We start from the raw sequence: 26,938 nt of genomic DNA on the forward strand, positions 1-26,938 counted from the left end.
GCGGCATGTGAATGTCACCTTTCCGGGGTGGGACCATCACAAAGCGCGGGAACGCTGCTCCCTAGCCTTCCGTCCACCCGATCTTCTCCTTCAGGAATCGATAGCCGAGCACCTCGAAGCCGGCGCGCTCCTTGTTGTCTTTGCCGTAGCCGTGGCCGCCGGCCGCGGGCTCGTAGAACCAGGCCTCAAAGCCCATCGCCTGCAGCTTGGCCGCCATCTTGCGGGCGTGGCCGGGATGGACGCGGTCGTCGCGCCGCGTGGTGGCGATCAGGATCGGCGGATAGGCCTGGCCGGCCTTGACGTTGTGATAGGCGGAATAGGTCTTCAGCCATTCCCATTCGTCCGGCTTGTCGGGATCGCCGTATTCCGCGATCCAGCTCGCGCCCGCGAGCAGCTTTGTGTAGCGGCGCATGTCGATCAGCGGGATAGTGCAGAACAGCGCGCCGAAGCGCTCGGGATAGCGCACCAGCATGTTGGTGATGAGGATGCCGCCGTTCGATCCGCCTTGCGCGGCGATGCGCTTGGCGCTCGTCACGCCGCGGCGGACCAGATCAGCCGCCACCGCGGCGAAATCGTCATGCGAGAGCTTCTTGCTGGCGAGCCGCCCGGCATCATGCCAGCGCGTGCCGAACTCGCCGCCGCCGCGCAAATTCGCCTGCACAATGGTGCCACCGCGCTCCAGCCACAGCTTGCCTAGCGAGGCGTGGTAATACGGCTTCACGGAGACGGCGAAGCCGCCATAGGCGGTCATGTAAACCGGCGCATCGCCGGTCTCACCGGCGGGGCCGGTCTGCACATAGGGAATGCGCTCGCCGTCAACAGAGATCGCTTCGTGCTGCGTCACCACGAGGCCGTCGGCGGTGAACGTCTTCGGTGCCTGCTTCAAGACGGTCGGGCTGGCGACGCCGCGCTCCATCAGCAGCAGCGAGGGCGGCGTCAGCGGATCCTGCACATTGGCGAGCAGGTCGCCATTGCTCTCGGAGGCATGCCGATCGAGCGCCCAGACGTCGACGACGCCGATCTGGGGCAGGCCGGGAAGCGTCTCGCGGCTCCAGGTCGTGGCGGACGGCGTGCAGATCTCGAAACGCGGCCTGAGCTCGTCGAGGATCGAGAGGACCAGTCTGCCTGCCACCCAGAAGAAGCCCTGGATCGCCCGGCGCGGCGCCGGCTCGAACAGCACCGCGAACTCGCGGCCGCCTTTGAGGAAAGCCGATAGCGAGATGCCGAGCACTGCGTCCGCCTTATACGTGCGTCCGGCCACGGACCAGTCCGAGCGCGGCTTGATCGCGAGCCAGTCGCCATGGGCCTGCAGTTCTATGTCGGTCGGCAGGTCCAGCCTTGCGAGCGGCCCGGTCTGATCTCCGATCGAGACGCTGAAGTTGAAGAAATCCAGCATGCGGCCGAACCATATCGTTCGGTTCGGCGTGATGCGATCGACGTAGCAATACGCCGCCATGTCGCTCACGGATGCCTCGAACAGCACCGAAGCCTGTTCGACCTTTTGGCCGCGCCGCCACAGGCGGACGGTGCGCGCATATCCGGAGCTCGTCGCCATGTCCTCGCCATGCGCGCTCGACAGCAGCAGCGTGTCGGCATCGAGCCAGTCGGCACCGCCTTTCGCTTCGGGCAATGTAAAGCCGTCCGCAACGAAGCTCTTCGTCGCGAGGTCGAACTCGCGCAGGGTGACGGCGTCGCTGCCGCCGCGCGACAGGCTGAGGATCGCGCGCGAACTGCCGGGCATCGTGGTGATCTGGCTCAGCAGCCAGTCCTCGCCTTCGCTCGCCGCAAGCTGATCGATATCGAGGATGGTTTCCCACGCCGGATGAGGCTTGCGAAACTCCTCCATCGTCGTCCGCCGCCACAGGCCGCGCGGATTGGTGGCGTCCTTCCAGACATTGTGCAGGTCGGAGCCGCGCCGGCTGACATAGGGAATGTTGTCGGGACGGTCGTAGATCGCCGCGAGGATGTCGCGGTCGCGCTCGAACGCCGCGCCCCCGAACGCTGCGAGCGTCAGTTGATTCTGCCGCTCCACGAAATCGAGCGGCTGCGTGCCTTCGATCTCCTCCAGCCACAGCCAGGGATCGTCGTCGGGAGCGCTGAGCGTGGGCCTGTCGTCGACGGACATGAACGAAACTCCGGAAAACTGCGGGGATAGGATTTGATCGGGCGCAAGCCGTCAAGGGCACGCTCCGCTATCATCTCATCGATTGCGTCAGGGGCATGGCCCGCGCCCGTTTGCGCCGGTTGCCCGCCCTGGCGCGCCCCTCCATAGTGCCGCGAATCAACAAGGCCCTCCGGGCGGAAATGCCGATGCTTGACGCGACTGCAGCCAACGAGATCGCCTCCGACGCCCGCGTGCGTGCCAATGTGGTGCGCCTTGCCGCCGCGCAGGCGCTGACCGGCGCCAACTCGGCGGTGATCTTCGCCACCGGCGCGATCGTCGGCGCCACGCTCGCGCCGGAGATGTCGTTCGCGACCGTGCCGATCTCGATGTATGTGGTGGGCCTTGCCGCCGGCACGTTGCCGACCGGCGCGATCTCGCGCCGCTTCGGCCGCCGTGCGGCGTTCATCGTCGGCACCGGCCTCGGCGCGCTCACCGGCCTGTGCGGCTGCTTTGCGATCCTGCACGGCTCGTTCGCGCTGTTCTGTCTGGCGACCTTCCTCGGCGGCCTCTACGGCGCGGTGGCGCAGTCCTATCGCTTCGCCGCGGCCGACGGCGCCAGCGCCGCGTACCGGCCGAAGGCAGTCTCCTGGGTGATGGCAGGCGGCGTGTTCGCCGGTGTGCTCGGTCCGCAGCTCGTGCAATGGACCATGGACGTCTGGCAGCCTTATCTGTTCGCCTTCAGCTTCCTGGTGCAGGCGGCCGTCGCGCTGGTCGCGATGGGCATCGTCGCCGGCGTCGACATGCCGAGGCCCGCTCCGGCCGACATGCATGGCGGCCGGCCGCTGCTGACGATCGTGACCCAGCCGCGCTTCATCGCGGCGGCGCTGTGTGGCGTCATCTCCTATCCCATGATGAACCTGGTGATGACCTCGGCCCCGCTCGCCATGAAGATGTGCGGCCTGTCGTTGTCCGATTCCAATTTCGGCATTCAATGGCACATCGTCGCCATGTATGGGCCGAGCTTCTTCACCGGCGCGCTGATCGCGCGCTTCGGCGCGCCGAAGGTCGTTGCGGCCGGTCTGCTGCTGGAGGCGGGCGCCGCCGGTATCGGCCTGTCCGGGATCACCGCCATGCATTTCTGGGCGACGCTGATCGTGCTCGGTGTGGGCTGGAATTTCTCCTTCATCGGCGCTTCCGCTTTGGTGCTGGAGACGCACCGTCCGCAGGAGCGCAACAAGGTGCAGGCCTTCAACGATTTCCTCGTGTTCGGCATGATGGCGATCGGCTCGTTCTCCTCGGGCCAATTGCTCGCCAATTACGGCTGGTCGGCGGTGAACATGGTGGTGTTCCCGCCCGTCGTGCTCGGCCTTGCCGTGCTCTCGCTGGCGTCCTGGGCCCGCCGCCGCAAGGCGCGGCTCGAGGCGGCCATGGGCGAGTTCCCGGATGCGATTTGAGTTGTCCGAGTTGGCAGGAGGCTGTCAGCAACGATGATACTTCGATCCAGGTCGAAGTGATTTTCGGAGAGTATTTATTAGATGCGTCATGGCCGGGCTTGTCCCGGCCATCCACGTCTTGGACGCTTCGGATCGAAGAACGTGGATGCCCGGGACAAGCCCGGGCATGACGGAGTACACGAGCATGCTCGACAATCCCCGCCCCACCGCGCCCATCGACGAATCCTCCCTCCGTTACGAAGGCTGGCGCATCGTCGCGGTCTGCTTCCTGCTCGCGACCTTCGGCTGGGGGCTCGGCTTCTACGGCCAGAGCGTCTATGTCGCCGAGCTGCAGCGCGCGCGGGGGTGGCCGGCCTCGCTGGTCTCCTCGGGCACCACGTTCTTCTATCTGTTCGGCGCGCTGCTGGTCGTGTTCGTCGGCGAAGCCGTGCGAAAATACGGCCCGCGCATCTGCCTGATCGCGGGCACGCTGGCGATGGCGGCGGCTAGCGTCGCGATCGGCGCGGTGCGCGAGCCGTGGCAGCTCTATCTCGCCGACGCCGTGCTCGCCTTCGGCTGGGCCGGCACCAGCCTCGCCATGATCACCAACACGATCAGCCTGTGGTTCGACCACAAGCGCGGCATGGCGATCAGCCTCGCGCTCAACGGCGCCAGCTTCGGCGGCATCGTCGGCGTGCCGCTGCTGGTGACCCTGATTGGCCGTGTCGGCTTCGCCAGCGCGATGTATGCCGCCGCCGGCGCCATGCTGGTGCTGCTCGTGCCGGTGATCCTGCTTCTGGTCGGCCGCCCGCCCGATCTTCACGGCTGGAAGGCGTCGGCGAAGGCGGCGCCGCAATCGTCCACGCAGATACGCGCCTGGGCGCTGCGCGATGTCGGCTTCCTCACGGTGACGATTGCATTTGCTTTGGTGCTGTTTGCGCAAGTCGGTTTCATCGTGCACCTGATCTCGTTCCTCGATCCCGTGATCGGGCGCGAGCGTGCGGCCGTGGCGGTCGCGGTGCTGACGGCGATGGCGGTGGTCGGCCGCGTGCTGTTCTCGATGGTGATCGACCGCCTCAACCAGCGCCTCGCATCGGCGCTGTCGTTCCTGAGCCAGGCCGCGGCGCTGCTCGTCGTCATCAACCTGCACAACGACTATGTGCTGATCGCGGCCTGCGCGGTGTTCGGCTTCTCGGTCGGCAACCTCATCACGCTGCCGTCGCTGATCGTGCAGCAGGAGTTCGACAGCGCCGCGTTCGGCGTGCTGATCAGCCTCAACACCGCGATCAACCAGGTGACCTACGCGTTCGGCCCGGGTGTCGTCGGCGCCTTGCGCGACTGGTCCGGCGGATATTCGCTGCCGTTCTATCTCTGCATCGCGCTGGAGGTGGCGGCCGCGGCGCTGATCATGGTGCGGGGGAAGCCACGGGCGCAGCTCTCGTAGGGTGGGCAAAGGCGCACAGCGCCGTGCCCACGTATTCGCGATGAGTCAGCAAGAATCCGTGGGCACGCTTCGCTTTGCCCACCCTACGGCATCGTGCTCGGCGCTTGAGATGCCGTCTCAACAGGCTCCGTCATTGCGAGCGCAGTCTCGTAGGGTGGATGAGCCGAAGGCGTAATCCACCAACTTTGTCCCGCATGCGCCGAGGCATGGTGGGTTACGGCTTCGCCTAACCCACCCTACGGCATCACCCCTCCCGCTGCTTCAGCAACGCCTCGACATCCAGCCGCTTCGTCACCATCGCGAGCTTCCCGTCCGGCCCGAACGGCCATTGCTCCCGCGGCTTGTCCCAATACAGCTCCACGCCGTTCTCATCGGGATCGCGCAAGTACAGCGCCTCGCTGACGCCGTGGTCGCTGGCGCCGTCGAGCGCAATGCCGGCCGTGAGCACCCGGTGCAGCGCATCCGCCAGCGCCGGGCGCGTCGGATAGAGGATCGCGGTGTGATAGAGCCCGGTGGTCCCCGGCGGCGGCGGCGAGCCGCCCTTGCTCTCCCAGGTGTTGAGCCCGATGTGGTGGTGATAGCCGCCGGCCGAAATGAAGGCCGCGCCCGAGCCCATGCGCTGCATCAGCTCGAAGCCGAGCACGCCGCAATAGAAGCCGAGCGCACGATCGAGATCGGCGACCTTGAGATGGACGTGGCCGATCCTGGTGCCGGCATGGACGGCTTGGTTCTGCGACATGTGAATGCTCCGTTGAAAACATGCACATAAGGCCGGCCTCAGGACAGTGCTACGGGCCGATCCTGAAACCCATCGTTTCCGAATGGGAAACTAAGCCAGCTCCTTCACCTCGCCCTCGGGCAGCTCGAACTCGAACGTGTTCAGCGTCATCGACACCATGGTGTAGTAGCCGCACAGCCCGATCACCTCGACGACGCCGCGCTCGCTAAGCTCCTTCACCGCCGCGTCATAGAGACCTTTCTCGACGCCGTGGCCCTCATGCAGCGACTTCGCGACGTCGTAGATCATCTTGCCCTTGGGATCGTCGAACTCGGGCGTGCGGCGGTCGCGGATCGCGTCGATGATCTCAGGCTTCATGCCGCCGGCGAGCGCCAGGCGCTTATGCGCATACCATTCGTAATGCGCGGTCCAGTGCCGCGCCGTCACCAGGATCGCGATCTCCGAGAGTTTTGCCGGGAAGATGGTGTCGTAGCGCAGAACCTCGCCGAGCCGCGTCGCGTGGCGCGCCATGTCGGGACTGTTGAGCCAGGCCATCATCGGGGCCGGCGGCTTGCCGCGCTTGCCGGCAATCGACTCGTCATAGGTCTGCCGCTGGCTCTCGTTCATTTCGCCAGGCGAAAGAAGTTTCAGGCGCATTGTCGTTTCCTCTTTGTTTTCAAGCACCGTCGTCGCGACGACTATAGCGGAATGTGTCAACGGAAGTGGTTGAATTCCGCAGGTGCTTGGCCCAGAGTCGCCGCCAACAAGTCGATTTTGAGTGATGGAAACGACCATGAGCGAGACTGAGACCGCCGATCTCGAAACATTCCGCAACGAGACGCGCGCCTGGCTGGAGGCCAATTGTCCGCCGGAGATGCGCAAGCCCGCGACGTCGGACGGCGACGTGTTCTGGGGCGGGCGCAACGCAAAATTCTCGTCCGAGCCGCAGCGTATCTGGTTCGAGCGCATGCGCGACAAGGGTTGGACCGTGCCGGACTGGCCGAAGGAATATGGCGGCGGCGGCCTCAGCGCCGCCGAGCACAAGGTGCTGCGTGCCGAGATGGCCAAGATGGGCGCGCGCCCGCCGCTGTCCAGCTTCGGCATCTGGATGCTCGGGCCGGCCTTGCTCAAATACGGCAACGACGCGCAGAAGAAGGAGCACCTGCCGAAGATCGCGGCGGGCTTGATCCGCTGGTGCCAGGGCTATTCCGAGCCGAACGCCGGCTCCGATCTCGCTTCGCTGCAGACCCGCGCCGAGAGCGACGGCGATGATTTCGTCATCACGGGTTCGAAGATCTGGACTTCCTACGCCAATTACGCCGACTGGATCTTCTGCCTGGTCCGCACCGATCCCGCGGCCAAGAAGCACGACGGCATCAGCTTCATCCTGTTCGACATGACCTCGAAGGGCGTGACGACCAAACCGATCCTGCTGATCTCCGGCTATTCGCCGTTCTGCGAGACCTTCTTCGACGGCGTCCGCGTGCCGAAATCGCATGTGGTCGGCACCGTCAACCGCGGCTGGGACGTCGCGAAATATCTGCTCCAGCACGAGCGTGCGATGATCTCGGGGATGGGCGAGCGCGGCGTCGGCCGTCCGCTCGGCCAGATCGCGGCCGACTCCGTCGGCAGCGATGCGCAAGGCAAGCTCGACGATTCCATGCTGCGCGGCCGGATCGCGACGTTCGACGTGGACGAGGCCGCGCTTGCGGCCTGCGCCGAGCGCGCGGTCGATCTCGCCAAGGCCGGGCAGGCGCATCCGGCGTTCTCCTCGGCGATGAAATATTACGGCACCGAGCTCAACAAGCGCCGCTACGAGATCCTGATGTCGGCCGGCGGCGTCGATGCGCTGGAATGGGAAAGCGAGCGTTCGAAGCAGGGCGCCCGCCCGCGCGCCTGGCTGCGCACCAAGGCCAACTCGATCGAAGGCGGCACCACCGAGGTCATGCTCGGCATCGTCGCCAAGCGCATCCTGGATTTGCCGGGGGCGTAGGACCTTCCGTCGTTCCGGGGCGCGTCGAAGACGCGAGCCCGGAACCTCGAGATTCCGGGTTCGATGCTGCGCGTCGCCCCGGAATGACACCAACAATATGCGTCACGCGATATTAGAGACACTGCACATGGCCCTCGTCCTTACCGAAGAACAATCCATGCTCCGCGACAGCGCGCGCGGGCTGATCAGCGACAAGGCGCCGGTGTCGCATCTGCGCCATTTGCGCGACAGCAAGGATCCCACCGGCTTCTCCAAGGAGCTCTGGCACTCCTTCGCCGAGATGGGCTTTGCCGGCCTGCTCGTGCCGGAAGAGTTCGGCGGCTCGGGCCTCGGATTCATGGAAGCTGGTGTCGTGATGGAGGAGATCGGCCGCAGCCTGATGCCGTCGCCCTTCCTCGCCACCAGCGTGGTCGCGGCCTCCGCGCTGAACCGCGGCGGCAATGCCGCGCAGAAGTCGGAGTTCTTGCCGAAGATTTCCAACGGCTCGCTGCTGGCGACGCTGGCGATCGACGAGGGCGCAAAGCATCGCCCGCTGCAGACCAACCTGCAGGCCGTGCGCGCCGGCAACGGTTTTAAACTCTCTGGCGCCAAGGCCCTGGTCGTTGATGGCCATGTCTCCGACCTCCTCATCGTCGCGGCGCGCACATCCGGCCCCGCCGGCGAACGCGAGGGCCTGACGCTGTTCCTTGTGAACCCCAAGGCCAAGGGCATCACGGTCGAGCGCACCATCATGGTGGACGCGCATAACGCGGCGCGGATCGAATTCGCCAATGTCGAGGTCAATGCCGACAGCGTGCTCGGCGAAGTCGATCAGGGCGCGACCCTGCTCGACGGCGTGCTCGACATCGGCCGCGCTGCGGTCGCCGCCGAAATGGTCGGCCTGAGCGACGAAGTCTTCAATCGCACCGTCGAGTATCTCAAGAACAGAAAGCAGTTCGGCAAGCTGATCGGCGAATTCCAGGCGCTGCAGCACCGCGCCGCCGAGCTCTATGTCGACATCGAGATCACCCGCGCCGCCACCATGAAGGCGCTGCAGGCGCTGGACACCGACGCTGCCAAGGCTGCGTCGGCGGTCGCCGTGGCCAAGGCCCGCGCCGGCACCACCGCCACCCGCGCGGTGCAGGAAGGCGTGCAGATGCATGGCGGCATGGGCATGACCGACCAGTTCGACATCGGCTTCTTCATGAAGCGCGCGCGCGTGTGCGAGGAATTGTTCGGCGATGCGAACTACCACACCGAGCAGCTCGCGCGGGCGCGCGGGTATTGAACTTGTAGCCCGGATGGAGCGGAGCGAAATCCGGGTTCTGTCCCCGCCGTGAGACGGCCCCGGATTGCGCTGCGCTCCATCCGGGCTACGACCACACAACCAGATCTCTCGTCATGGCCGGGCTTGTCCCGGCCATCCACGTTCTCAGGGTGCTTCAAAAACGTGGATGCCCGGGACAAGCCCGGGCATGACGACGGAGGGTGCGGCGCGAGCTTTGGCTCAAGCTCGCAAAGACGGCGGTTAGACCGCCTTACCGCATCGGTGGCGCGTACTGCACACCGCCGGCGTTCCAGAGCTGGTTCATCCCGCGCGGGATCTTCAGCTTGGACTTCTCGCCGATGTTGCGCTCGTACATCTCGCCGTAATTGCCGACGTGGCGGATGATGCGGACGACCCAGTCCTTGGTGAGGCCGAGCTGCTCGCCGTAATTGCCCTCGGTGCCGACGAGGCGCATCACTTCGGGCTTCTTCGACTTCAGGGCCTCGTCGATATTCTCCGAGGTGACCCCGAGCTCTTCGGCGTTGATCATCGCGTAGAGCGTCCACTTCACGATCATCATCCAGTCGTCGTCGCGCTGGCGCACGACGGGGGCGAGCGGCTCCTTGGAGATCATGTCCGGCAGGATCATGTGGTCGCCGGGCTTCGACAGGTTCAGCCTGAGCGCATAGAGCTGCGAGACGTCGGCAGAGAGCGTGTCGCACTTGCCGCTGTCGTAGGCCTTCACCACGTCGTCGAGCTTGTCGAACTTCACCTCTTCATACTTCATGTTGTTGGCTTTGAAGTAGTCGGCGACGTTGAGCAGCGTCGTGGTGCCGGCCTGCACGCAGACCTTGCTGCCACTGAGGTCCAGCGAGGTCTCCTTGTTGCGCGAGCGCGGCAGCATGAAGCCCGCGCCGTCGTAATAGGCGACCGCCGGGAAATAGAGGTCGTAGTCGAGCTCGCGCGCCATGCTCCAGGTCGAGTTGCGCGAGAGGATGTCCACCTTGCGGCTCTGCAATTCCTTGAAGCGTTCGCCGGCATCGAGCGGGACGAACTTCGCCTTGGCCGGATCGTTGAAGATCGCCGCCGCCACCGCGCGGCAGAAATCGACGTCGAAGCCGGTCCAGTTACCCTTGTCGTCGGGGATCGAGAAGCCCGGCAGGCCCTTGTTGACGCCGCACAGGACTTCGCCGCGGCGAACCGTGCGCTTCAGGGTGCGGGTGTCGTAGAATTCGTAGATCACCGCCAGCACGCCGACCAGCACGGCGACCGCGAGCCCGATCAGCAGGCCGCCTCGAAAAGTGCGCATGATGTCTCTCTCTCTCGAAATAATCGGGAAAAGGATGAGGGGAGGAGGGGCCGGGCATGATCGGGAAGATCATGCCCGAACCAGAGCCCTTCAGAGCTCGGGCTTCTGCCGGATGATCACCTTGGTCCCGACAGGGACGCGATCGTAGAGATCGGCGACGTCGTTGTTGACGAGACGGAAGCAGCCCGAGGACACCTTGGTCCCGATCGTGTCGGGCCGGTTGGTGCCGTGGATGCGGTAGACGGTGGTGCCGAGATACATGGCGCGGGCGCCGAGCGGATTGCCGGGGCCGCCGGCCATGAAGCGCGGCAGATAGGGCTGGCGCTGGATCATCTCCGGCGGCGGCGTCCAGTCCGGCCATTCCTTCTTGTTGGTGATCTGCACCAGGCCCTGCCACTGGAAACCGTCGCGGCCGACGCCGATGCCGTAGCGGATCGCACGCCCGCCCGGCTGCACCAGATAGAGATGCCGTTCGGCGGTCGAGACGATGATCGTGCCCGGCGCTTCCGTGGTGCGGAAGTAGACGACCTGCTTCTGCCATTCCGGCTCGAGCTGGTAGCCGTCGTCGGCGATCAGGCCGGGCTCGTCGCCGCGGTCGGGCTGCTGGGCCGAGGCGTATGAGGTGGTCAGGGCGAGGCTGATCGCAGCCACAAAGATCCCGGTCAGGCGACGAAAATCCGTCATTTCAAGCTCTCCCCGCTGCCACAGCGCAAATCATTCGGAACCATCAAATCTCAGGGGCATGTTCATGGCAAGTTGATGGCGCGCCCGGCTGGTATGTCACGAGAATGCCTATGGTTTTTTGACGGGACCGGGCAATGCCACAAACAGGGGATGGCGCGAAAAGCCTAGATTGCTGCCGTAGCGGTAGTGCGCTCCCTCTCAGGGATAGCTGCCGTCATGCCCGGGCATAGCCGTCCGTAGGACGGCGTCGCTTCCGCTCGCCTATGTCCCGGGCATCCAGGTTCTTCGTGCTGCGGGTCAAGGCGTGGATGGCCGGGACAAGCCCGGCCATGACGACGAGAAGGCGATTGCTCAAATCTTGTTGCTCTCCGCCGCGATCCCGAGCCGCCGCACGATCTCGGTCCCAACCGCGCGGGCCTCGACCCGCGAGCCGATGCGGGGGCTGCGAAACCGCCGGCCGGAGCGCAGCCGGATCGTGACGATGCAGTGCTCGTCCTCGGACCGGCCACGGCGGTCGACGGTGATGCTCTTCACGTCGTGCCCCTCGATATGATCGGCGCGCGGCGTGCCGTCGCCCCACAGGCGTTCGACGCGGATGTCGCCCTCGCGGATGATCCAGAAGGCGCCGGTCACGAGGTTCGCGTAGCGGTGCACGGCAAACGCGGCGAGCACGCCCAGCGGCAGCAGCAGGATATCGACATGCGTGGGCGGCCATCCGCGCCAGAGCTTGTAGGCGTAGGGCACGGCGGACAGCGCGACGGCGATCAGCGAGACGATCCGGATGTCGCGCGTGGAAAACGCCTCCAGCGGCTCGCCGAGATGCATCTCGGGATTGCTGGCATCGAGCGGATTGACCGGCTCCTCGACATTGGGCACCTCGAACTGCGCTGCGATCCGGGCCACGGTGTCGCGAACATGGGTGACGTCGGAGATCGGCGGGGATGTCAGGCGTTCCCCCGAGGTCAGCGTGAAGACGAGCTGAAAACGGGCCTTCACGCGCTTGCTGCCGGGAACCTGCAGCGCCGTGATGTCGTCTTTGCCGATGATCCGCGTGCGGAGCTTGCCGAACGGGCTTTGCCGCCCGATCAGGATCTCGTTCGCGGTGATGATCCACACCACCGCCGGCGCCAGCATGATGCCGGCGACGAACCCCGCGCCCACGAGCAGGGCGACCACGGAGATGATGATCTCCAGGGGATCGCGCGTGAACAGGCCCGGCGTGAAGCACAGCGCGACGGCGGCCGCGAAGCCGGCCATGACCAGCCGCTGCGCGATCGAGGAGCCTTCACGAAGGCGGATGTCGGTGCTGATGGTCGCGTCGTCCATTGCGGGCGGCTGATTCCGTCGGCGCGAACCTCCACGGACGGGTCCGTGGAGTCAAGCAACAACGCCGCGACACGGCCGTCCGGCATCAGCTGCTGGCGTTCAGCAGCTTGCCCACGGTGCGGTCGATCTCGTCGTAGCGGCCTTCGCCGGCGTGCTGGAACACGATCTTGCCGTTCTGGTCGATGATGTATTGCGCCGGCCAATACTGGTTGCTGTAGGCGTTCCAGGTCTTGGAGTCGTTGTCCTGCGCCACCGGATAGGTGATGCCGTGGCGCTTCAGTGCCGCCTGGACATTGGAGGCCGAGCGCTCGAACGGGAATTCCGGCGTGTGGACGCCGACCACGACGAGGCCCTTGTCCTTGTATTTCGCATAGAGGTCGGTGACGTGCGGCAGCGTGTTCACGCAGTTGACGCAGCCATAGGTCCAGAAATCAACCAGCACGACCTTGCCGCGGAGATCGGCAAGGCTCAGCGGCTTCGAGTTGAACCAGGTGGTGATGCCGGTGAAGTCGGGCGCGGTCTGCTGGCTCGCGGCGGCGACCTTGATCGGTGCCGCGGGAGTGGTGACGACAGGTGTTGCGCGCGCGGCCTCGTCGCAGATGCCGGGGATGACGGCGCCGGTCACGGCCATGCCGATCAGGGCAGCGGAGACGGCGAGCAATTTGATGGTCATGGACGATTCCTCCGGTTGGGCTATGCGATGATCACAGGCCGATCTGGCCGGTGGGATAGAAGCCGGTGAGCCACGCCACGATCAGCGTGTCGTATTGGAAATAGGCGGCAACGGCGAAGGCGATCACGACGATTCCAAAGCCCTGCTGCAGGCGCGGCGAGATCCGCGACAGGCTGCGCACGCGCGTGGTCGCGGCCTGTCCGCCATAGGCTATTCCCAGCATCGGGATCGCAGCGCCGATGGCGTAGGCGACCAGCAGCGTGCCGGCCCAGGCCAGGTTCTTCGAGGTCGCAACCAGCGTCAGGATCGAGCCGAGTACGGGACCCGCGCAGGGCGTCCAGACCAGGCCGAGCGTGCTGCCGAGCACGAGCCCGCCGAGCGCGCCCTCGCGCTGCGTGGCGCCGGCATTGCCGAGAGCAAGCCAGCCATTGAGCCGGATCGACAGCCACTCGAACGGCGCCGGCCACAGCATCAACAGGCCGAAGCCGAGCAGCAGGATAGATGCCGCTTCGCGCAGCACGTTCGGATCGAAATCGAATGCCTTCGTCAGGGCGCCGAGCAGCAGCGCGACGGCGGAGAACGAGACGACGAAACCGAGCGCGATCATCGCGGGGCGCAGCTGCGAAGAGTGCCCGATCGAAGCGCCGAGCAGGATCGGCAGCATCGGCAACGTGCAGGGGGCGGCGATGGTGAGGACACCGGCAAGGACGGCGAAGAGAAGTTCGAGCATGCGGCACTCGTGATGGAGGTCACGAGGGCAGTTCGGAGCGGGTGGGGCGGTCGTTACGGAGCGTCACGCGTTCGTGACGGGGGCGGCCTGCCAAGCCGACGGTGCGCCCCCTCGCCCGCTTGCGGGGGAGGGTTGGGGTGGGGGTATCTCCGCAACGGGACCGTCCCCCAGAGGAAAGAACCCTCACCCGCCGCGCTCTGCGAGCGCGTCGGCCTCTCCCGCAAGCGGGAGAGGCGGGAGGCATCCTGGCTCCAAATACAAAACGACCCGGACGGGGGCATCGTCCGGGTCGCTGGAGGTCTTGGGAGGTTTAACGAAACCGTATGTGATGTTTATAGGGGGGAAGTTTTTCCGCCTGATGTTGTCGTTTGTTTCAATTGTTTCGTGGGCGGTAACGCTTCCGTGTCCGGGATAGGGCCCAATCGGAGGTCCTATCCCATTGAAATATCTAAATTTTAAGCGGCGAAACGGTCGACGCCGGCACCCTTAAGCAAATCGGCCAATTGCTTGCGGGCGTAGAACATCCGGGTCTTCACCGTGCTCTGGGGGATGCCGATGATCTGACCGACCTCCTCCACCGACTTCTCGTGGTAGTAGACGAGGTTGATGATCTCGCGATGCGCGGGCGACAGCTTCTGCACGCAGGCGCGCAGGATGGCGCTGGTGTCGCTGCGGTCGAGCGAGGTCTCGGGCGTATCGCAATCGTCAGGAATCTGGCGCACGTCCTCCTGGTCGATGTCCTCGAAGCGGCGCTGGCGCATCGCGGTCAGCGCCTTGAAGCGGGCGATCGAGAGCAGCCAGGTCGAGACCTGCGAGCGGCCCTGGAACTGGCCGGCGGTGCGCCACACGTCGAGGAACACCTGGCTGACCAGGTCTTCCGCCGTGGTGGCGTCGCGGACGATGCGCAGGATGAAGCGGTACACCCGCACATTGTGCCGGCAATAAAGGATGTGCATGGCCGTCCGGTTGCCGTCGGCGATGCTTTCAAGGAGCATGTCGTCCGAAGTCGCCTGAGCGGCAATGATGCTCTGGCTGGCCTGGGCGTTGATGGCGATGACGTTCCGCATGGACTTGGCTCCCCGTAGCGCCGCAACCGAGCGGCGTTTCCTTGGACCAAAGTGTTAATGAGCCAACGTTTCGGGACGTCTGCACGAAAAGCGGAAAATGGTTTCGTGCGCCGCCAAATTGTTTCGTCCCATTAGCCGCGACGAAACATTCGCGGCAAAAAGTCGTGGAATTTCAATGTACGGAAAATACGGGGGTGGGGATTTGGACTGGGAGGAACGATTTTCCGGGTCTTGCGTTCGGTCGCGCGGCGCATATCGCCGTCGTCCCGGCGTAGGCCGGGACCCATAACCACAGGCAGTGGTTTGACGAAGACCAGGAGTGAAGGGGTTTACCGGGTATAGGCACCTGCAATGATCGAGAGATCACGCGGTATGGGTCCCGGCCTTCGCCGGGACGACCCCGAAGGGCATTCTCCCCTTACCCCTTCTCGCCCTGCGGCGAGAACAGATAGCCGCCGCCGCGGATGGTGCGGATCACGGCGGGTTTTGCCGGATCGGGCTCGATCTTGCGGCGGATGCGCATGATGCGCAGGTCGACCGCGCGGTCGAAGGCCTCGGCATCGCGCGCGTTGGCGAGCTCGAGCAGGCGCTCGCGCGAGAGCACGCGCTTCGGATTGGCCGCGAACACTTTCAACAGCCCGAACTCGGACGCCGTCAGCGGATGCTCGTTGCCTTCGTCGTCGCGCAGCGCCTGCGCTTCGAGGTCGAGCCATTTGGTGCCGAAGCGTACCAATTGCTCCTTGTCGGATTTCGCCGCCGCCGCCTCGCTTGCAGCGGCCTTCACCGGCGTGCTCCGCCGCAGCACCGAGCGGATGCGCGCCATCAGCTCGCGCAGCTCGCAGGGCTTTGCGACGTAGTCGTCGGCGCCGAGCTCGAGGCCGACGACGCGGTCGATCGGGCTCGCGGTCGCCGTCAGCATGATGACGGGCACGTTGATGCGGCTCTTGAGATCGCGGATGATCGAGAGCCCGTCTTCCTCGGGCATGTTGAGGTCGAGCACGACGAGGTCGGGCATGCCGCCCTGGATCGCGGCGCGCAAGCTCTTGCCGCCGTCGCACAGCGTCACGGTGAAGCCGTGCATCTTGAGGTAATCGCCGACCATCTCCCGGGCCGGGGCCTCGTCGTCGACAATCATGATGTGCTGGCTTTGGGTCATGGTCTCTAGATCACGGCAATTCGGTCGCGGGAAGGGTGATGGTGAAGGTCGAGCCCTTGCCGGGGCCCTTGCTGTCGGCGGTCACCTCGCCGCCGTGCATGTCGATGATGCGCTTGACGATGGAGAGTCCAAGTCCGGTCGAGCTCTCACCGGCGGTCGGCTTGGCGGACAGCCGTTGAAAGCGGCCGAAAAGGCGGCCGAGATCCTCCGGTGACAGGCCTGCGCCCTCGTCGCTGACGCGCACGATGGTGTCGCCGCCCTCATGGGTGACGTCGACCCCGATCTTGCCGCCGATCGGCGAGTATTTGATGGCGTTGCTGATGAGATTGTCGATCGCCTCGCGGATGCGATCGGTGTCGCACATGGTGACGATGTTGGGCGGCGCGACGACGCTGATCGCCTGCTGCTTGTTGACGGCGAGCGGCTGGTTGGCCTCGGCGACCTCCTTCACCAGCGCGGCGACGTCGACCGGCTCGCGGCGGATGGTGATGTCGAAGGCATCGGCCATCGCGTCCGAGATCAGATGGTCGACCATCGTGGTCAGGCGCTTGGTGGCGTCGCGGATGTGATCGACCTGGGCGACCACGCCGGCTTCCGACGCGCCGGTCGAGATCAGCTCCTTCAGCATCTCGGTGCGGCCGAGGATGACGCCGAGCGGGTTCTTCAGATCGTGGGCGACGGTGCCCAGGATCTCGTTCTTGAAGCCGTTGGCGCGCTGCAGCCGCAGCCATTGCGCCGAGAGGCGGCGGTTGGCCTGCATCAAGGCGCGGGTGCGCTGGGCGACGCGGTCCTCCAGCTGCGTGTTGGCGTCCTGCAGCTGCTGATAGAGGATGACGTTGTCGAAGGCGATCGAGAGCCGGCTGGAGAAGATCTCCACCAGCGAGCGGTCGGTCTCGGACAATTCGCGCTCGGCCTGCAGCAGCACCACGACCTCGCGGCCGGAGCCGGTGCGCAAATAGATCACGCTGCGGTGGTCGGCGAATTCGTTCTTGCGGCCCTGGAAGGCGGCTTCCACCATCGCGCGCAGATCGGGGTCGAGCGCCTTCGAGGAGGTCGTGCCGATGAAGCGGCTGTAGCAGCCGCTGCCGGCGAGCACCGAGAGCTCGGGGTCGATGCCGCCATTGTCGCGCAGGACCAGTATACCGGCGCAATCGGCATTCAGCAGCGAGGCGAGCTGGGTCAGCACCCCCTCGGCGAGCCGCTGCATCGACTTGAAGTCGTACAGCGTCGAGGCCGCATCGATGATGATCTCGAGGCCTCGCCGGGTCTGCACCATGCGCTCGAGCTGCTGGTAGGAGCGCAGCGCCGCCGTCAGCGAGGTGAACAGCTTGTCGGCGGTGAGCTCGGTCTTGGCCTTGTAGTCGTTGATGTCGTACTGAACGATCACGCGCCGCTCCGGCGCCTGGCCGGGCTGGCCGGTGCGCAGGATGATGCGCACGGTCTCGTTCTTGATCTCGTTGCGGATGAACTCGACCAGCTCGAGGCCGGCGACGTCCGTCTCCATGATGACGTCGAGCAGCACCGCGGCGATGTCGTTGTGCGAGGCCATCAGCTTGCGGCCTTCCGCCGCGGAATAGGCGGAGAGGATTTCCAGGCTCTGGCCGTTGAGGCTGTAGTCCGACAGCGCGAATCGGGTGCCGTCATGCACGGCCGGATCGTCGTCGATGACGGCGATCTTCCACTTCCGTGCGTTCTGGTCCTCCGACGCGGTGCCGGTATCGTCGATCAGGTGGAGGACATCGTCCTGTTCGGCCATTGAGAAGTCCCGTCAGTCTCTGTGCTTTGCGCGCCGCCCTTGGCGACCCGGGGCATGATAATGCGAAAAGTGGTGCCTTGTCCCAGCTTGGATTCCAGCATCATGCGACCGCCGAGCTGCTGGGTGACCAGGTTATAGACGATATGAAGCCCGAGTCCCGTGCCACCTTCGTTGCGCCGCGTGGTAAAGAATGGGTCAAAGGCCTGGCGCTGCACGTCGGGGGTCATGCCGGCCCCGTCGTCGGTGAAGATGATCTCGATGTCCTCGGCCCCGCGCGGCCGCGCCGAGATCGTGATGGTGCCGGCGCGCCCGTCGGCGAAGGCGTGGTTGGCCGCGTTGAGGAACAGATTGGTCAGGATCTGGCCGTAGGAGCCGGGATAGCCGTCCAGCAGCAGCCCCTCGGGCACGTCGACCGCGAGCGTGATCGGCGAGCGCTTCAAGACGGGCCGCAGGCTGGCGATGATCTGGTCGGTGGCTTCGCTGAGTGAGAACTGCCGCCGCTCGGCATGGGAGCGGTCGACCGCGACCTGCTTGAACGACTGGATCAGCTCGCCGGCGCGCTGCAGGTTGGCGACCAGCTGCTGCGAGGCGTCCCGCGAGGACTGCACGAACTCCTCGAGCTGCGAGCGGCGCAGGCCGCCCTCGCCCTTGAGCTGGGCCTCGAAGATCTCGGTGCGCCGGGCGAAGCTCGAGGCAACGGTGAGGCTGATGCCGATGGGGTTGTTGACCTCGTGCGCGACGCCGGCGACGAGGCCGCCGAGCGCGGCGAGCCGCTCGGCATCGATCAGGTTCTGCTGTGCGGTATTGAGCTCGAGCAGCGCGCTCTCGGCCTTCTCCTTGGACGCGCGCAGCTCGTCCTCGGTCTCGCGCTTGGCGATCGCGTTCTCGCGGAATACCTCCACTGCGCGCGCCATCGCGCCGACCTCGTCGCGGGCCTTGGTGCCCTGCACCTCGCGGTCGAGATCGCCGAGCGTGATCGCGCGCATCGCCGTCATGATCTGCTGCAGCGGCAGGCGGATCGACAGCGCGATCAGCACGCCCGCGGTGAGGATGATGCCGAGGAAGATCACCGCGATGGAAAGCACGCGGCGGGAAATGTCGGCCAGCGTGCGGTCGAACGTCTCCTGCGCCTTCTGCTCGCGCTGGCGCATCTTGGTGGAGAGATCGTCGATGGCGCCGATCGCCTCGGCCTGGCTGGCGTCGATGGTGTTGCGCAACAGCTCCGTGCGGCTCATCAGCTGCTCGGAGAGCTTTGCAAAGCCCTCGCGCAGCGCGGCGGTGCGGGCGCCGAGCCGTTGCAGCGCCATGCGCTGGAGGTCGTTGTCGGCGAGATCGATCATCACCGGAATGGTCTTCTCGATCGTCTCGGTGTTGCGGCGTGCGTCGTCGGCGGCGCCCGCCGACTGCGACAGATAGTAGGAATTGGCCGCGACCAGCATCGCGGTGAAAGCTTCGCGCGATTTGCCGAGCGAGGGCCAGATCAGCGCGTCGCGATGGCCGGTGGCGCCTTCGATGATGGAGTAGAGGCCCGCCATGTCCCTGGCCGGTCCCTGCACCTGGTCCTCATAGGTCTTGGCGATGGTCGCCTGCACGCTGCGCAGCTCGCCGAAACCGTTGAGGAAGCGGTCGGTGGTGCGCTCCAGCTCCTCGACCGAGCCTGACAGCATCGGGTCCTTGGCGGCGCGGTTGGTCAGCGTGCCCAGCACCGCCTCGCGCAGCAGCAGGATCTCGGCGAACAGGTCCGGGCTCGGCTGGTTGATGTAGCGGTGGATCAGATTGTGCAGGCGCCCGGTCTCGCTCTCGAGCAGCGCCAGGATGCGGTCGGATTCGCGCACCTGGCGCACGTCGTCCCAAGCCGAGCTCAGCACCACCGAGCCGTTCCAGATCAGGGCGACCAGCACCACCACGACGGCCGAGTTCAGCGCCGCGATCGACAGGATGCGCCAGCGGATCGGCACCGCACGCAGCAGGCCGACGAGGCGCGCGCGCAGCCGCCCGATCGGGCCGGGCGCCCTCTCTGCGTGCTCGCTATGTCCCGGCGTGGCCAACGGGGCTCACTCCACCTTGCGGATACGTTCGATCAGCGCGGCCGCGGCGGGATCCTGCGCCGCCTTGGCGTAGATCGGGGCCATCGCGTCCTCGAACGGCTTGCGGTCGATATCCCTGACGATGCTGACGCCGGCCGCTTCCGCCTTGCGCTGCGACTGCTCCTCGAGGTCGCGCCACTTCTCGCGCATGAACCGGCTGGAGCGGGCGGCGGCCTCCCGGAAGAAGGTCTGGTCCTCCGCCGAGAGGCTGCGCCAGGCCTTGAGCGAGATCACCAGCACTTCGGGGCTCATCGTGTGCTCGGTGAGCGTGTAATGGCCGGCATGTCTGTAATGGTCAGTCGTCACGAAAGATGGCCAGTTGTTTTCGGCGCCGTCGATCAGATGGTTGGCGAGCCCGGTAAGCACCTGCCCATAGGGCATCTCGACCGGCTCGGCGCCGAGGGCGCGTACCATCTGGCTCATCAACTCCGATTGCTGCACCCGGATCCGCAACCCCTTGAGGTCCGCGATGGTGGTCACCGGATGGACGCCGTTGTAGAGCGACCGGGCGCCGGAATCGTAGAAGCAGAGCCCGACGAAGCCATAGGGCTCGAAACTGTTCAGGATCTCGCTGCCGATCGGCCCGTCCAGCACCTTCTGCATGTGCTCGATGGACCGGAACAGGAACGGCATGGCGAGCACGTTCATCGCCGGAACGAAGTTGCCGATCAGGGCGACATTGGTCCGGTTGAGGTCGATCGCGCCGGCCCGGGTCTGCTCGATGGTCTCCTTTTCCTCGCCGAGCTGGCGGGAGTGGAACACCTTGATCTCGTGCCGGCCGCCGGTGCGCTCGGCGATCAGCGCGCCCATGTAGCGCAGCGCCTGGACGGTCGGATAGTCCTCGGTCTGGGTGTCGGCCGCACGGAATTCGCGCGCGGCGGCGCTCGTCGCGCAGATCGCGAGCAGAAGCGCGACGAAGATCACCCCGGTCCGCGAGAGCTCGGCACGGTTCAACACTGGCACACTCAACCCCTCAGAGATGGAGTCTATGGCGGGACCGAAAGGTTCAATGCAATCTAGCAGATGGTTAAGGGAAGGCCATCCCGTGCCGGGCCTTCGGAGCGATTGTGCGGCGCGGCCGGCGCGCATTGCCGGTTGAAACCGCCGGGGGCCCGCCTTAAGCAGGGGCAGCCGTCTTTCGTCGTGCGAACGGGAAGAGCCATCGTGACGTCAGCATCGCGCCTCCTGCAGCTCGTAGCCGCCCTCGCGGCGCTCGCATCGGCCGCCCCGGCGCGCGCCGCCACCGACATCGCGTGGTGGCACGCCATGTCGGGCGAGCTCGGCAAGCAGCTCGAAAAGCTCGCCACCGACTTCAACGCCTCGCAGTCCGATTACCGCATCGTGCCGGCCTACAAGGGCAATTACACCGAGACGGTGACGGCGGCGATCTTCGCCTTCCGCTCGCGCAGCCAGCCCGCGATCGTCCAGGTCAACGAGGTCGCCACCGCCACCATGACCGCGGCCAAGGGCGCGATCTATCCGGTGTTCAGCCTGATGCGGGACCAGGGCGAGCCGTTCTCGCTGAACGACTACCTTCCCGCGGTGTCCGGCTATTACACCGATGCGGCCGGCAATCTGCTCTCGTTCCCGTTCAACTCGTCGACGCCGATCCTCTATTACAACAAGACCATGTTCCGCGACGCCGGCCTCGATCCGGAGACGCCGCCGAAGACCTGGCCCGAGCTCGGCGCCGCTGCAAAGCGCCTGCGCGATCGCGGCGCGGCCTGCGGCTTCACCACCTCCTGGCCGTCCTGGATTCACGTCGAGAATTTTTCCGCCTTCCACAACCTGCCGCTCGCCACCCGCACCAACGGCTTTGCCGGCCTCGACGCCGAGCTGACCATCAACAACCCCGTCGTCGTCAAGCACGTCGCCCAGCTTGCCGAGTGGCAGAAGACGAAACTGTTCGACTACAGCGGCCGCGGGCAGTCGGCCGAGCCGCGCTTCCAGAACGGCGAATGCGGCATCTTCATCGGCTCCTCGGCGACGCGCGCCGACATCAAGGCCAATTCGAAATTCGAGATCGGCTACGGCATGATGCCGTATTGGCCCGATGTCGCGGGCGCGCCGCAGAACTCGATCATCGGCGGCGCCACGCTGTGGGTGCTGCGCGACCGGCCGCGCGAGGAATACAAGGGCGTGGCGCGCTTCTTCGCTTATCTGTCGCAGCCCGGCGTGCAGGCCGCCTGGCACCAGAACACCGGCTATCTGCCGATCACCCGCGCCGCCTTCGAGCTGACGCGTGCGCAGGGTTTCTACGAGCGCAATCCGGGCTCGGCGATCTCGTTCGAGGAGATCACGCTGCATACGCCGACCGAGAATTCGAAGGGCATCCGGCTCGGCTCCTTCGTGCTGATCCGCGGCGCCATCGAGGACGAGCTCGAGCAGGCCTTTGCCGGTCAGAAGAGCGCGCAGGCAGCGCTCGATTCCGCGGTCGAGCGCGGCAACAAGCTGCTGCGCCAGTTCGAGCGCGCGAGCCCCGACCGGTAGAAGCAGCGCGCATCGCCGCACCGCTCCTGCGCGGACACGGTCTCCGTCCGCCGGCCAGCCCCATCTTCCATCACGCAACCCGGAAGTGTGTGCAATCTCACACGCAACGGTTCGCGCGCCTGCGATAATCGCCCCATGCGAGACGCCAGGATGGCGCCGACGCTTGCCGCCCGCGGCAGGAATTTCCCGAGATCGTTTCAGCAGTCCATTTTCGCAAAAACGTGCAATGGAGATTCATCGATGCCCTGCACATGTTGCATCATCCCGAACGACGTCCTGACCCGGCTGTCCCAGGACAAGAAGCTGTCTGCCACGCTGCGCAAGCAACTGGTCGACACCGTCCAGGTCAGTCATGAGCTGCGTGAATTGCGTAACCAGGCCGCTAAGCTGACCAGCGTCACCGCGGCCCGGAGCGCAGGTCTCGTCACCCTGGCGGCGGCGCCCTCCGTCACCGCCTATGATTGCAAGCACACGCAATCGCTGCCGGGCTCGCCCGTGCCGAAGCCGAAGACGTCGTCGGACGGCTCCGTCAAGCGCGCCTTCAACCAGACCGGCAAGGTCGCGAAATTCTACCAGCAGGTCTTCAACCGCAATTCGATCGACGATCACGGCATGACCATGATGTCGTCGGTCCATTTCGGCGAGAACTACAACAACGCGATGTGGAACGGCTCGCAGATGATCTATGGCGACGGCGACGGCAGCATCTTCGTCGACTTCACCAGGGGCAGCGACGTCATCGGCCACGAGCTCACCCATGGCGTCACCCAGCACAGCCTCCAGCTCGCCTATAGCGGCGACGCCGGCGGCCTCAACGAGAGCGTCTCCGACTGCTTCGGCTCGATGTTCCGGCAGTGGGAGTCCAAGCAGGACGTCAAGAAGGCCGACTGGCTGATCGGGCGCGACATCATGGGGGCGGCCGCCAAGAAGAAGGGGTTCACCTGCCTGCGCGACATGGCCGATCCCGCCGCCAAGCACTGTCTGGCGCCGCAGCCGACCAAATATTCGCAAATCACGCCGGGCATGGACCCGCATTATTCCAGCGGCCCGCCGAACCTCGCCTTCTACACGGCCTGCACCACGCTCGGCGGATACAGTTGGGCCAGGATCGGCCAGGTGTGGTATCACTCGCTCACCGGCTTCGGGCCGACGCCGAACATGACGATGAAGGCGTTCGCGGCCAGAACCCGGCAGGGAGCCCACACGTTGTATCCCGGCGAGGCCGCGGTGTTCGCGGCCGTCGATGCCGGATGGAAGAAGATCGGGCTCTAATCGGCGCGTTGCCGGCAGCGCGCCACGAAAGGAAGCGAGCGTGGATCGCTTGAAGATCGAGCGTGTCGGAGGGGTCGCCGGCTTCGGCGGCCCTCACCTCAAGAGCCGCGGTGAAGTAACGTTGTCGGATCTGTCCGCTGCCGACCAGAAGGCGGTGGAGCAGTTGTTTGCCGAGCCGGACAAGGTCCCTGCCGCGCGCAGGGGCCAGGCCGACGCGTTCAGCTATCGCATTACGCGCGGCGCACAGACGATCGAAGTCCCCGAACATGCGGTGCCCCCGGCCATCAGGAACAGCGTCAAGGACGTGTTGGAATAGGTTGACGCCGTGATGGAGGGGATGCTGCCGGATTCCGCGGGCGTATGGGGGCTGTCCGCGTCGACGAACCTCGAAGCCTACCGCGCCTTGCGCGCAGACCGGGCGCGATGGCTGCCGGTCGCGCTCGACATCGCGCGCGGCCACGGTCTCGACGTCGGCGCGCCGCACATCTTCGCAACAGGCACCAATCTCGTGGTCGGCCTCGGTGAGCGCCTGATCCTGAAGATTTTTCCGCCCCTGCTTCGCTCGCAGTTCCTCTCCGAGCGCGGCTCGCTGACGCAGCTCGCGGGCCGGCTGTCCCTGCCGATCCCCGAAATCGTCGCGGAAGGGGTGCGCGACGGCTGGCCCTATCTCGTCATCACGCGGCTATCAGGCACGCTCGGCGCGGAGGCTTGGCCGCACCTGCCCGAACAGCAGAAGGAGCGCGTGCTGCGCCAGATCGGCGAAACCATCGCGTCGGTGCAGCGCGCCCCGCTCGGTCCGCTCGAAACAATCGAGCCGCGCTGGGACGACTTCATGCGCGCCCAGATGCAGGGCTGCGGCGCGCGGCACAAACGGCTGGGTCTCGCGCCGAAATTCCTCGAAGGCCTCGACGATCTCCTGCGCGATGCGGCCGCGCTGGTTCCGATGGATGCCCCGCCGGTGATCCTGACCGGCGAATACATTCCGGAAAATTTCCTGCTCGCCTGCGATGACGGCAACTGGTCGGTCGCCGGCCTGTTCGATTTCGGCGACGTGCGTGCCGGCTGGCGCGACTACGATTTGCTCGGCCCCAGCGCCTTCATGGCCGCAGGCCGGCCGGGCAGGGTGCGTAACCTGCTCGAAGGCTTCGGCTATGCAAGGCTCGATTACGCCCTCAAGCGCCGCCTGATGGCCCTGATGCTGCTGCACCATGCCAGCGACCTCAACAGCCACATCTGCATCGACGGCTGGCAGGAGAGGGCGGGAGATCTGGTCGAGCTGCAGGAGCTGATCTGGGCGGAGTGACCACCGCTGTCGTCCTGGACAAGCGCAGCGAAGCGGAGCGCCGATCCAGGACCCATTACCCCAGGGAGAAGTCGTCTTGCGACGGCGGCAACCACGAGTCTTCGCCAAACCCCTCCCTGGGGTAATGGGTCCTGACTTTCGCTAGGACGACGGCGGAGGGGGCGCGCCCACCAAATAAGCCGGTGTCATTGGCAGTCTATTTTATGTGCAAATGATAATCTTTGTATGCAATTCCCCTCCGGGGCATGGCGGTCGTGCGTACGTCCAGCATGCCTATTTTTCAAGTTAATTCAGTAGCTTACCGCATTCGTAAACGCTTATGAAGCCTTGGCACGAACCTTGCGAATCCAGTTCCAACCAGAAACTTTTGTGTTGGAGCGATTTCATGAAGCGCCGCGATTTCCTCAAGTCCGTTTCCGGATTGGCCGCTGGCGCGGCGCTTCCGGCCATGCCGTCGGTGATCTCCACCGCCTATGCCGATGCGCGCTCGGAGACGCTGCTGATCGTCTCGGAAGGCGGGCCCAACAATCTCGACATCCACGGCGTCGGCACCAACGTGCCCGGCTATGAGGTGTCCTGGAATTGCTACGACCGGCTGATCAGCCACGAGATGAAGAGCGGTCCCGGCGGCGTGCCCTATTACGACCGCGACAAGTTCAAGGGCGAGCTCGCCGAGGAGTTCAAGATCGACGACATGTCGGTCACCTTCAAGCTGCGCAAGAACGCCAAATTCCACGACGGCACGCCGGTCACCGCGAAGGACGTGAAGTGGTCGCTCGACCGCGCCGTCAGCGTCGGCGGCTTCCCGACCTTCCAGATGAGCGCGGGCTCTCTCACCAAGCCTGAGCAGTTCGTCGTGATCGACGACTACACCGTGCGCGTCGACTTCCTGAAGAAGGACAAGCTGACGGTCCCCGATCTCGCCGTCATCGTGCCCTGCATCGTCAACTCGGAGCTGGTGAAGAAGAACGCCAGCGAGAAGGATCCCTGGGGCCTCGAATTCACCAAGCAGCAGACCGCGGGCTCCGGCGCCTACAAGGTGACGAAGTGGACCGCCGGCACCGAAGTCATCATGGAGCGCAACGACGACTGGGTCTGCGGTCCGCTGCCGAAGATCAAGCGCGTGATCTGGCGCATGGTGCCGCAGGCCGGCAACCGCCGCGCGCTGCTGGAGCGCGGCGACGCCGACATCTCCTACGAGCTGCCGAACAAGGACTTCCAGGAGATGACGGCCAACGGCAAGCTCAACGTCGTGTCGCTGCCGTTCTCCAACGGCATCCAGTATATCGGCATGAACGTCACCAAGCCGCCCTTCGACAATCCGAAGGTCCGTCAGGCGGTCGCCTACGCGCTGCCCTATCAGAAGATCATCGACGCCGTGATGTTCGGCCTCGCCAACCCGATGTTCGGCGCGGCCAAGGACAAGCCGACCGAAGTCGCCTGGCCGCAGCCGCACAAATACAACACCGACATGGACAAGGCGAAGGCGCTGCTTGCGGAGGCCGGCTACGCCAACGGCTTCGAGACCACGATCTCGTTCGACCTCAACTTCGCCGGCGTCAACGAGCCGCTCTGCGTGCTGGTGCAGGAGAGCCTGGCGCAGATCGGCATCAAGACCACCATCAACAAGGTGCCTGGCGCCAACTGGCGCACCGAGCTGAACAAGAAGGAGATGCCACTCTTCACCAACGTGTTCTCGGGCTGGCTCGATTACCCCGAGTACTTCTTCTACTGGTGCTATCACGGCAACAATTCCGTCTTCAACACCATGAGCTACAAGTCGGCGGAGATGGACAAGCTGATCGACGGCGCGCGCACGGCGGCGGCCATTGGCGACAAGGCGACCTACGACGCCGACGTGAAGGGCTTTGTCGATCTCGCCTTCACCGACATTCCGCGCATTCCGCTGTACCAGCCCTTCGTCAACGTCGCGATGCAGAAGAACATCAGCGGCTACCAATACTGGTTCCACCGCAGGCTCGACTATCGTGCACTGGCGAAGGGGTGAGGGGGGATGGCGCGCGACGTGGCCGCGACGCTAGCCGTATTTCGGAGTGAGGCGGGCACTGGCCTCTCGCTCCCTCCCCCCTTGCGGGGGAGGGTCGGGGAGAGGGGTAGCCACGAACTCCGATCTCTCCCGCGGCCAC

Annotated in this window: 22 protein-coding genes; 9 read left to right on the plus strand and 13 right to left on the minus strand. The window is 65.5% G+C overall.

Going from position 1 to position 26,938, the window contains the following annotated elements; all coding sequences use genetic code 11:
• Positions 1–61: 61 nt before the first annotated feature.
• The gene (locus JQ617_RS37740) at positions 62–2,125 is read right to left on the minus strand and encodes a prolyl oligopeptidase family serine peptidase (RefSeq protein ID WP_212030776.1); all 2,064 of its coding nucleotides are present in this window, start codon (positions 2,123–2,125) and stop codon (positions 62–64) included.
• Positions 2,126–2,310: 185 nt separating this feature from the next.
• On the opposite strand from JQ617_RS37740, the gene JQ617_RS37745 reads away from it, so the two are divergent.
• Entirely contained in the window at positions 2,311–3,558 is a 1,248-nt protein-coding gene (locus JQ617_RS37745) for an MFS transporter (RefSeq protein WP_212030777.1), read from the plus strand.
• Between the two features lie 184 nt (positions 3,559–3,742).
• Positions 3,743–4,981 carry an MFS transporter gene (locus JQ617_RS37750; RefSeq protein ID WP_212030800.1) on the plus strand — a complete coding sequence of 413 codons (1,239 nt, stop codon included), beginning with the start codon at positions 3,743–3,745 and terminating at the stop codon, positions 4,979–4,981.
• A 244-nt stretch (positions 4,982–5,225) separates the two neighbouring features.
• Here the strand turns inward: JQ617_RS37750 and JQ617_RS37755 are convergent, their stop codons facing one another.
• Both JQ617_RS37755 and JQ617_RS37760 read right to left on the minus strand, forming a co-directional pair.
• On the minus strand, positions 5,226–5,720 hold the full coding sequence (locus JQ617_RS37755) for a VOC family protein (RefSeq protein ID WP_212030778.1): 495 nt from the start codon (positions 5,718–5,720) through the stop codon (positions 5,226–5,228).
• Positions 5,721–5,810: 90 nt separating this feature from the next.
• Entirely contained in the window at positions 5,811–6,356 is a 546-nt protein-coding gene (locus tag JQ617_RS37760; protein ID WP_212030779.1) for a carboxymuconolactone decarboxylase family protein, read from the minus strand.
• A gap of 136 nt (positions 6,357–6,492) precedes the next feature.
• On the opposite strand from JQ617_RS37760, the gene JQ617_RS37765 reads away from it, so the two are divergent.
• Complete coding sequence (locus JQ617_RS37765; protein WP_212030780.1) at positions 6,493–7,692, plus strand: acyl-CoA dehydrogenase family protein; 1,200 nt, start codon at positions 6,493–6,495, stop codon at positions 7,690–7,692.
• A gap of 127 nt (positions 7,693–7,819) precedes the next feature.
• The gene (locus JQ617_RS37770; RefSeq protein WP_212030781.1) at positions 7,820–8,959 is read left to right on the plus strand and encodes an acyl-CoA dehydrogenase family protein; all 1,140 of its coding nucleotides are present in this window, start codon (positions 7,820–7,822) and stop codon (positions 8,957–8,959) included.
• Positions 8,960–9,209: 250 nt separating this feature from the next.
• Here the strand turns inward: JQ617_RS37770 and JQ617_RS37775 are convergent, their stop codons facing one another.
• The 10 genes from JQ617_RS37775 to JQ617_RS37820 form a co-directional block, all read right to left on the minus strand.
• Complete coding sequence (locus tag JQ617_RS37775) at positions 9,210–10,247, minus strand: amino acid ABC transporter substrate-binding protein (protein WP_212030782.1); 1,038 nt, start codon at positions 10,245–10,247, stop codon at positions 9,210–9,212.
• Between the two features lie 90 nt (positions 10,248–10,337).
• The gene (locus tag JQ617_RS37780; RefSeq protein ID WP_212030783.1) at positions 10,338–10,931 is read right to left on the minus strand and encodes a L,D-transpeptidase; all 594 of its coding nucleotides are present in this window, start codon (positions 10,929–10,931) and stop codon (positions 10,338–10,340) included.
• A 351-nt stretch (positions 10,932–11,282) separates the two neighbouring features.
• Positions 11,283–12,257, minus strand: coding sequence for a hypothetical protein (locus JQ617_RS37785; RefSeq protein ID WP_212030784.1), 975 nt, complete (start codon positions 12,255–12,257; stop codon positions 11,283–11,285).
• A gap of 85 nt (positions 12,258–12,342) precedes the next feature.
• Entirely contained in the window at positions 12,343–12,930 is a 588-nt protein-coding gene (locus JQ617_RS37790) for a thioredoxin family protein (protein ID WP_212030785.1), read from the minus strand.
• A gap of 31 nt (positions 12,931–12,961) precedes the next feature.
• Positions 12,962–13,660: a cytochrome c biogenesis CcdA family protein gene (locus tag JQ617_RS37795; protein ID WP_212030786.1), complete on the minus strand. Its 699-nt coding sequence runs from the start codon at positions 13,658–13,660 to the stop codon at positions 12,962–12,964.
• A gap of 455 nt (positions 13,661–14,115) precedes the next feature.
• A complete protein-coding gene (locus JQ617_RS37800) occupies positions 14,116–14,727 on the minus strand; it encodes a sigma-70 family RNA polymerase sigma factor (RefSeq protein WP_027574699.1) in 612 nt (203 codons plus the stop codon).
• A 418-nt stretch (positions 14,728–15,145) separates the two neighbouring features.
• Complete coding sequence (locus JQ617_RS37805) at positions 15,146–15,883, minus strand: response regulator (protein WP_212030787.1); 738 nt, start codon at positions 15,881–15,883, stop codon at positions 15,146–15,148.
• A 10-nt stretch (positions 15,884–15,893) separates the two neighbouring features.
• Positions 15,894–17,639, minus strand: coding sequence for an ATP-binding response regulator (locus JQ617_RS37810; RefSeq protein ID WP_212030788.1), 1,746 nt, complete (start codon positions 17,637–17,639; stop codon positions 15,894–15,896).
• Positions 17,609–19,639, minus strand: a complete 2,031-nt coding sequence (locus JQ617_RS37815) for a sensor histidine kinase (protein WP_212030801.1) — start codon at positions 19,637–19,639, stop codon at positions 17,609–17,611. The genes JQ617_RS37810 and JQ617_RS37815 overlap by 31 nt, the downstream gene beginning before the upstream one ends.
• A 54-nt stretch (positions 19,640–19,693) precedes the next feature.
• Entirely contained in the window at positions 19,694–20,689 is a 996-nt protein-coding gene (locus JQ617_RS37820; RefSeq protein WP_212030789.1) for a TRAP transporter substrate-binding protein, read from the minus strand.
• Between the two features lie 222 nt (positions 20,690–20,911).
• On the opposite strand from JQ617_RS37820, the gene ugpB reads away from it, so the two are divergent.
• The 5 genes from ugpB (at position 20,912) to JQ617_RS37845 (ending at position 26,799) form a co-directional block, all read left to right on the plus strand.
• Positions 20,912–22,216 (plus strand): sn-glycerol-3-phosphate ABC transporter substrate-binding protein UgpB, encoded by a 1,305-nt coding sequence (ugpB, locus tag JQ617_RS37825; RefSeq protein WP_212030802.1) that lies wholly within the window; start codon positions 20,912–20,914, stop codon positions 22,214–22,216.
• A 240-nt stretch (positions 22,217–22,456) separates the two neighbouring features.
• Positions 22,457–23,488, plus strand: coding sequence for a M4 family metallopeptidase (locus JQ617_RS40320; RefSeq protein ID WP_212030790.1), 1,032 nt, complete (start codon positions 22,457–22,459; stop codon positions 23,486–23,488).
• 40 nt (positions 23,489–23,528) lie between these two features.
• Positions 23,529–23,804, plus strand: coding sequence for a protealysin inhibitor emfourin (locus tag JQ617_RS37835; protein ID WP_212030791.1), 276 nt, complete (start codon positions 23,529–23,531; stop codon positions 23,802–23,804).
• A 21-nt stretch (positions 23,805–23,825) separates the two neighbouring features.
• Positions 23,826–24,791, plus strand: a complete 966-nt coding sequence (locus JQ617_RS37840; protein ID WP_249157839.1) for an aminoglycoside phosphotransferase family protein — start codon at positions 23,826–23,828, stop codon at positions 24,789–24,791.
• A 385-nt stretch (positions 24,792–25,176) separates the two neighbouring features.
• Positions 25,177–26,799 carry an ABC transporter substrate-binding protein gene (locus JQ617_RS37845; RefSeq protein ID WP_212030792.1) on the plus strand — a complete coding sequence of 541 codons (1,623 nt, stop codon included), beginning with the start codon at positions 25,177–25,179 and terminating at the stop codon, positions 26,797–26,799.
• The last annotated feature ends 139 nt before the right edge of the window (positions 26,800–26,938 follow it).

This window comes from Bradyrhizobium sp. KB893862 SZCCT0404, from assembly GCF_018130885.1.
GTDB classification, from domain to species: domain Bacteria; phylum Pseudomonadota; class Alphaproteobacteria; order Rhizobiales; family Xanthobacteraceae; genus Bradyrhizobium; species Bradyrhizobium stylosanthis.

Coding starts and splice junctions, on each gene's coding strand:
- JQ617_RS37750 (WP_212030800.1), top strand. CDS start 3,743: ATGCTCGACAATCCCCGCCCCACCGCGCCCATCGACGAATCCTCCCTC.
- JQ617_RS37745 (WP_212030777.1), top strand. CDS start 2,311: ATGCTTGACGCGACTGCAGCCAACGAGATCGCCTCCGACGCCCGCGTG.
- JQ617_RS37790 (WP_212030785.1), bottom strand. CDS start 12,930: ATGACCATCAAATTGCTCGCCGTCTCCGCTGCCCTGATCGGCATGGCC.
- JQ617_RS37740 (WP_212030776.1), bottom strand. CDS start 2,125: ATGTCCGTCGACGACAGGCCCACGCTCAGCGCTCCCGACGACGATCCC.
- JQ617_RS37765 (WP_212030780.1), top strand. CDS start 6,493: ATGAGCGAGACTGAGACCGCCGATCTCGAAACATTCCGCAACGAGACG.
- JQ617_RS37770 (WP_212030781.1), top strand. CDS start 7,820: ATGGCCCTCGTCCTTACCGAAGAACAATCCATGCTCCGCGACAGCGCG.
- JQ617_RS37805 (WP_212030787.1), bottom strand. CDS start 15,883: ATGACCCAAAGCCAGCACATCATGATTGTCGACGACGAGGCCCCGGCC.
- JQ617_RS37780 (WP_212030783.1), bottom strand. CDS start 10,931: ATGACGGATTTTCGTCGCCTGACCGGGATCTTTGTGGCTGCGATCAGC.
- JQ617_RS37785 (WP_212030784.1), bottom strand. CDS start 12,257: ATGGACGACGCGACCATCAGCACCGACATCCGCCTTCGTGAAGGCTCC.
- JQ617_RS37810 (WP_212030788.1), bottom strand. CDS start 17,639: ATGGCCGAACAGGACGATGTCCTCCACCTGATCGACGATACCGGCACC.
- JQ617_RS37800 (WP_027574699.1), bottom strand. CDS start 14,727: ATGCGGAACGTCATCGCCATCAACGCCCAGGCCAGCCAGAGCATCATT.
- JQ617_RS37840 (WP_249157839.1), top strand. CDS start 23,826: ATGCTGCCGGATTCCGCGGGCGTATGGGGGCTGTCCGCGTCGACGAAC.
- JQ617_RS37775 (WP_212030782.1), bottom strand. CDS start 10,247: ATGCGCACTTTTCGAGGCGGCCTGCTGATCGGGCTCGCGGTCGCCGTG.
- JQ617_RS37795 (WP_212030786.1), bottom strand. CDS start 13,660: ATGCTCGAACTTCTCTTCGCCGTCCTTGCCGGTGTCCTCACCATCGCC.
- JQ617_RS37760 (WP_212030779.1), bottom strand. CDS start 6,356: ATGCGCCTGAAACTTCTTTCGCCTGGCGAAATGAACGAGAGCCAGCGG.
- JQ617_RS40320 (WP_212030790.1), top strand. CDS start 22,457: ATGCCCTGCACATGTTGCATCATCCCGAACGACGTCCTGACCCGGCTG.
- JQ617_RS37845 (WP_212030792.1), top strand. CDS start 25,177: ATGAAGCGCCGCGATTTCCTCAAGTCCGTTTCCGGATTGGCCGCTGGC.
- JQ617_RS37755 (WP_212030778.1), bottom strand. CDS start 5,720: ATGTCGCAGAACCAAGCCGTCCATGCCGGCACCAGGATCGGCCACGTC.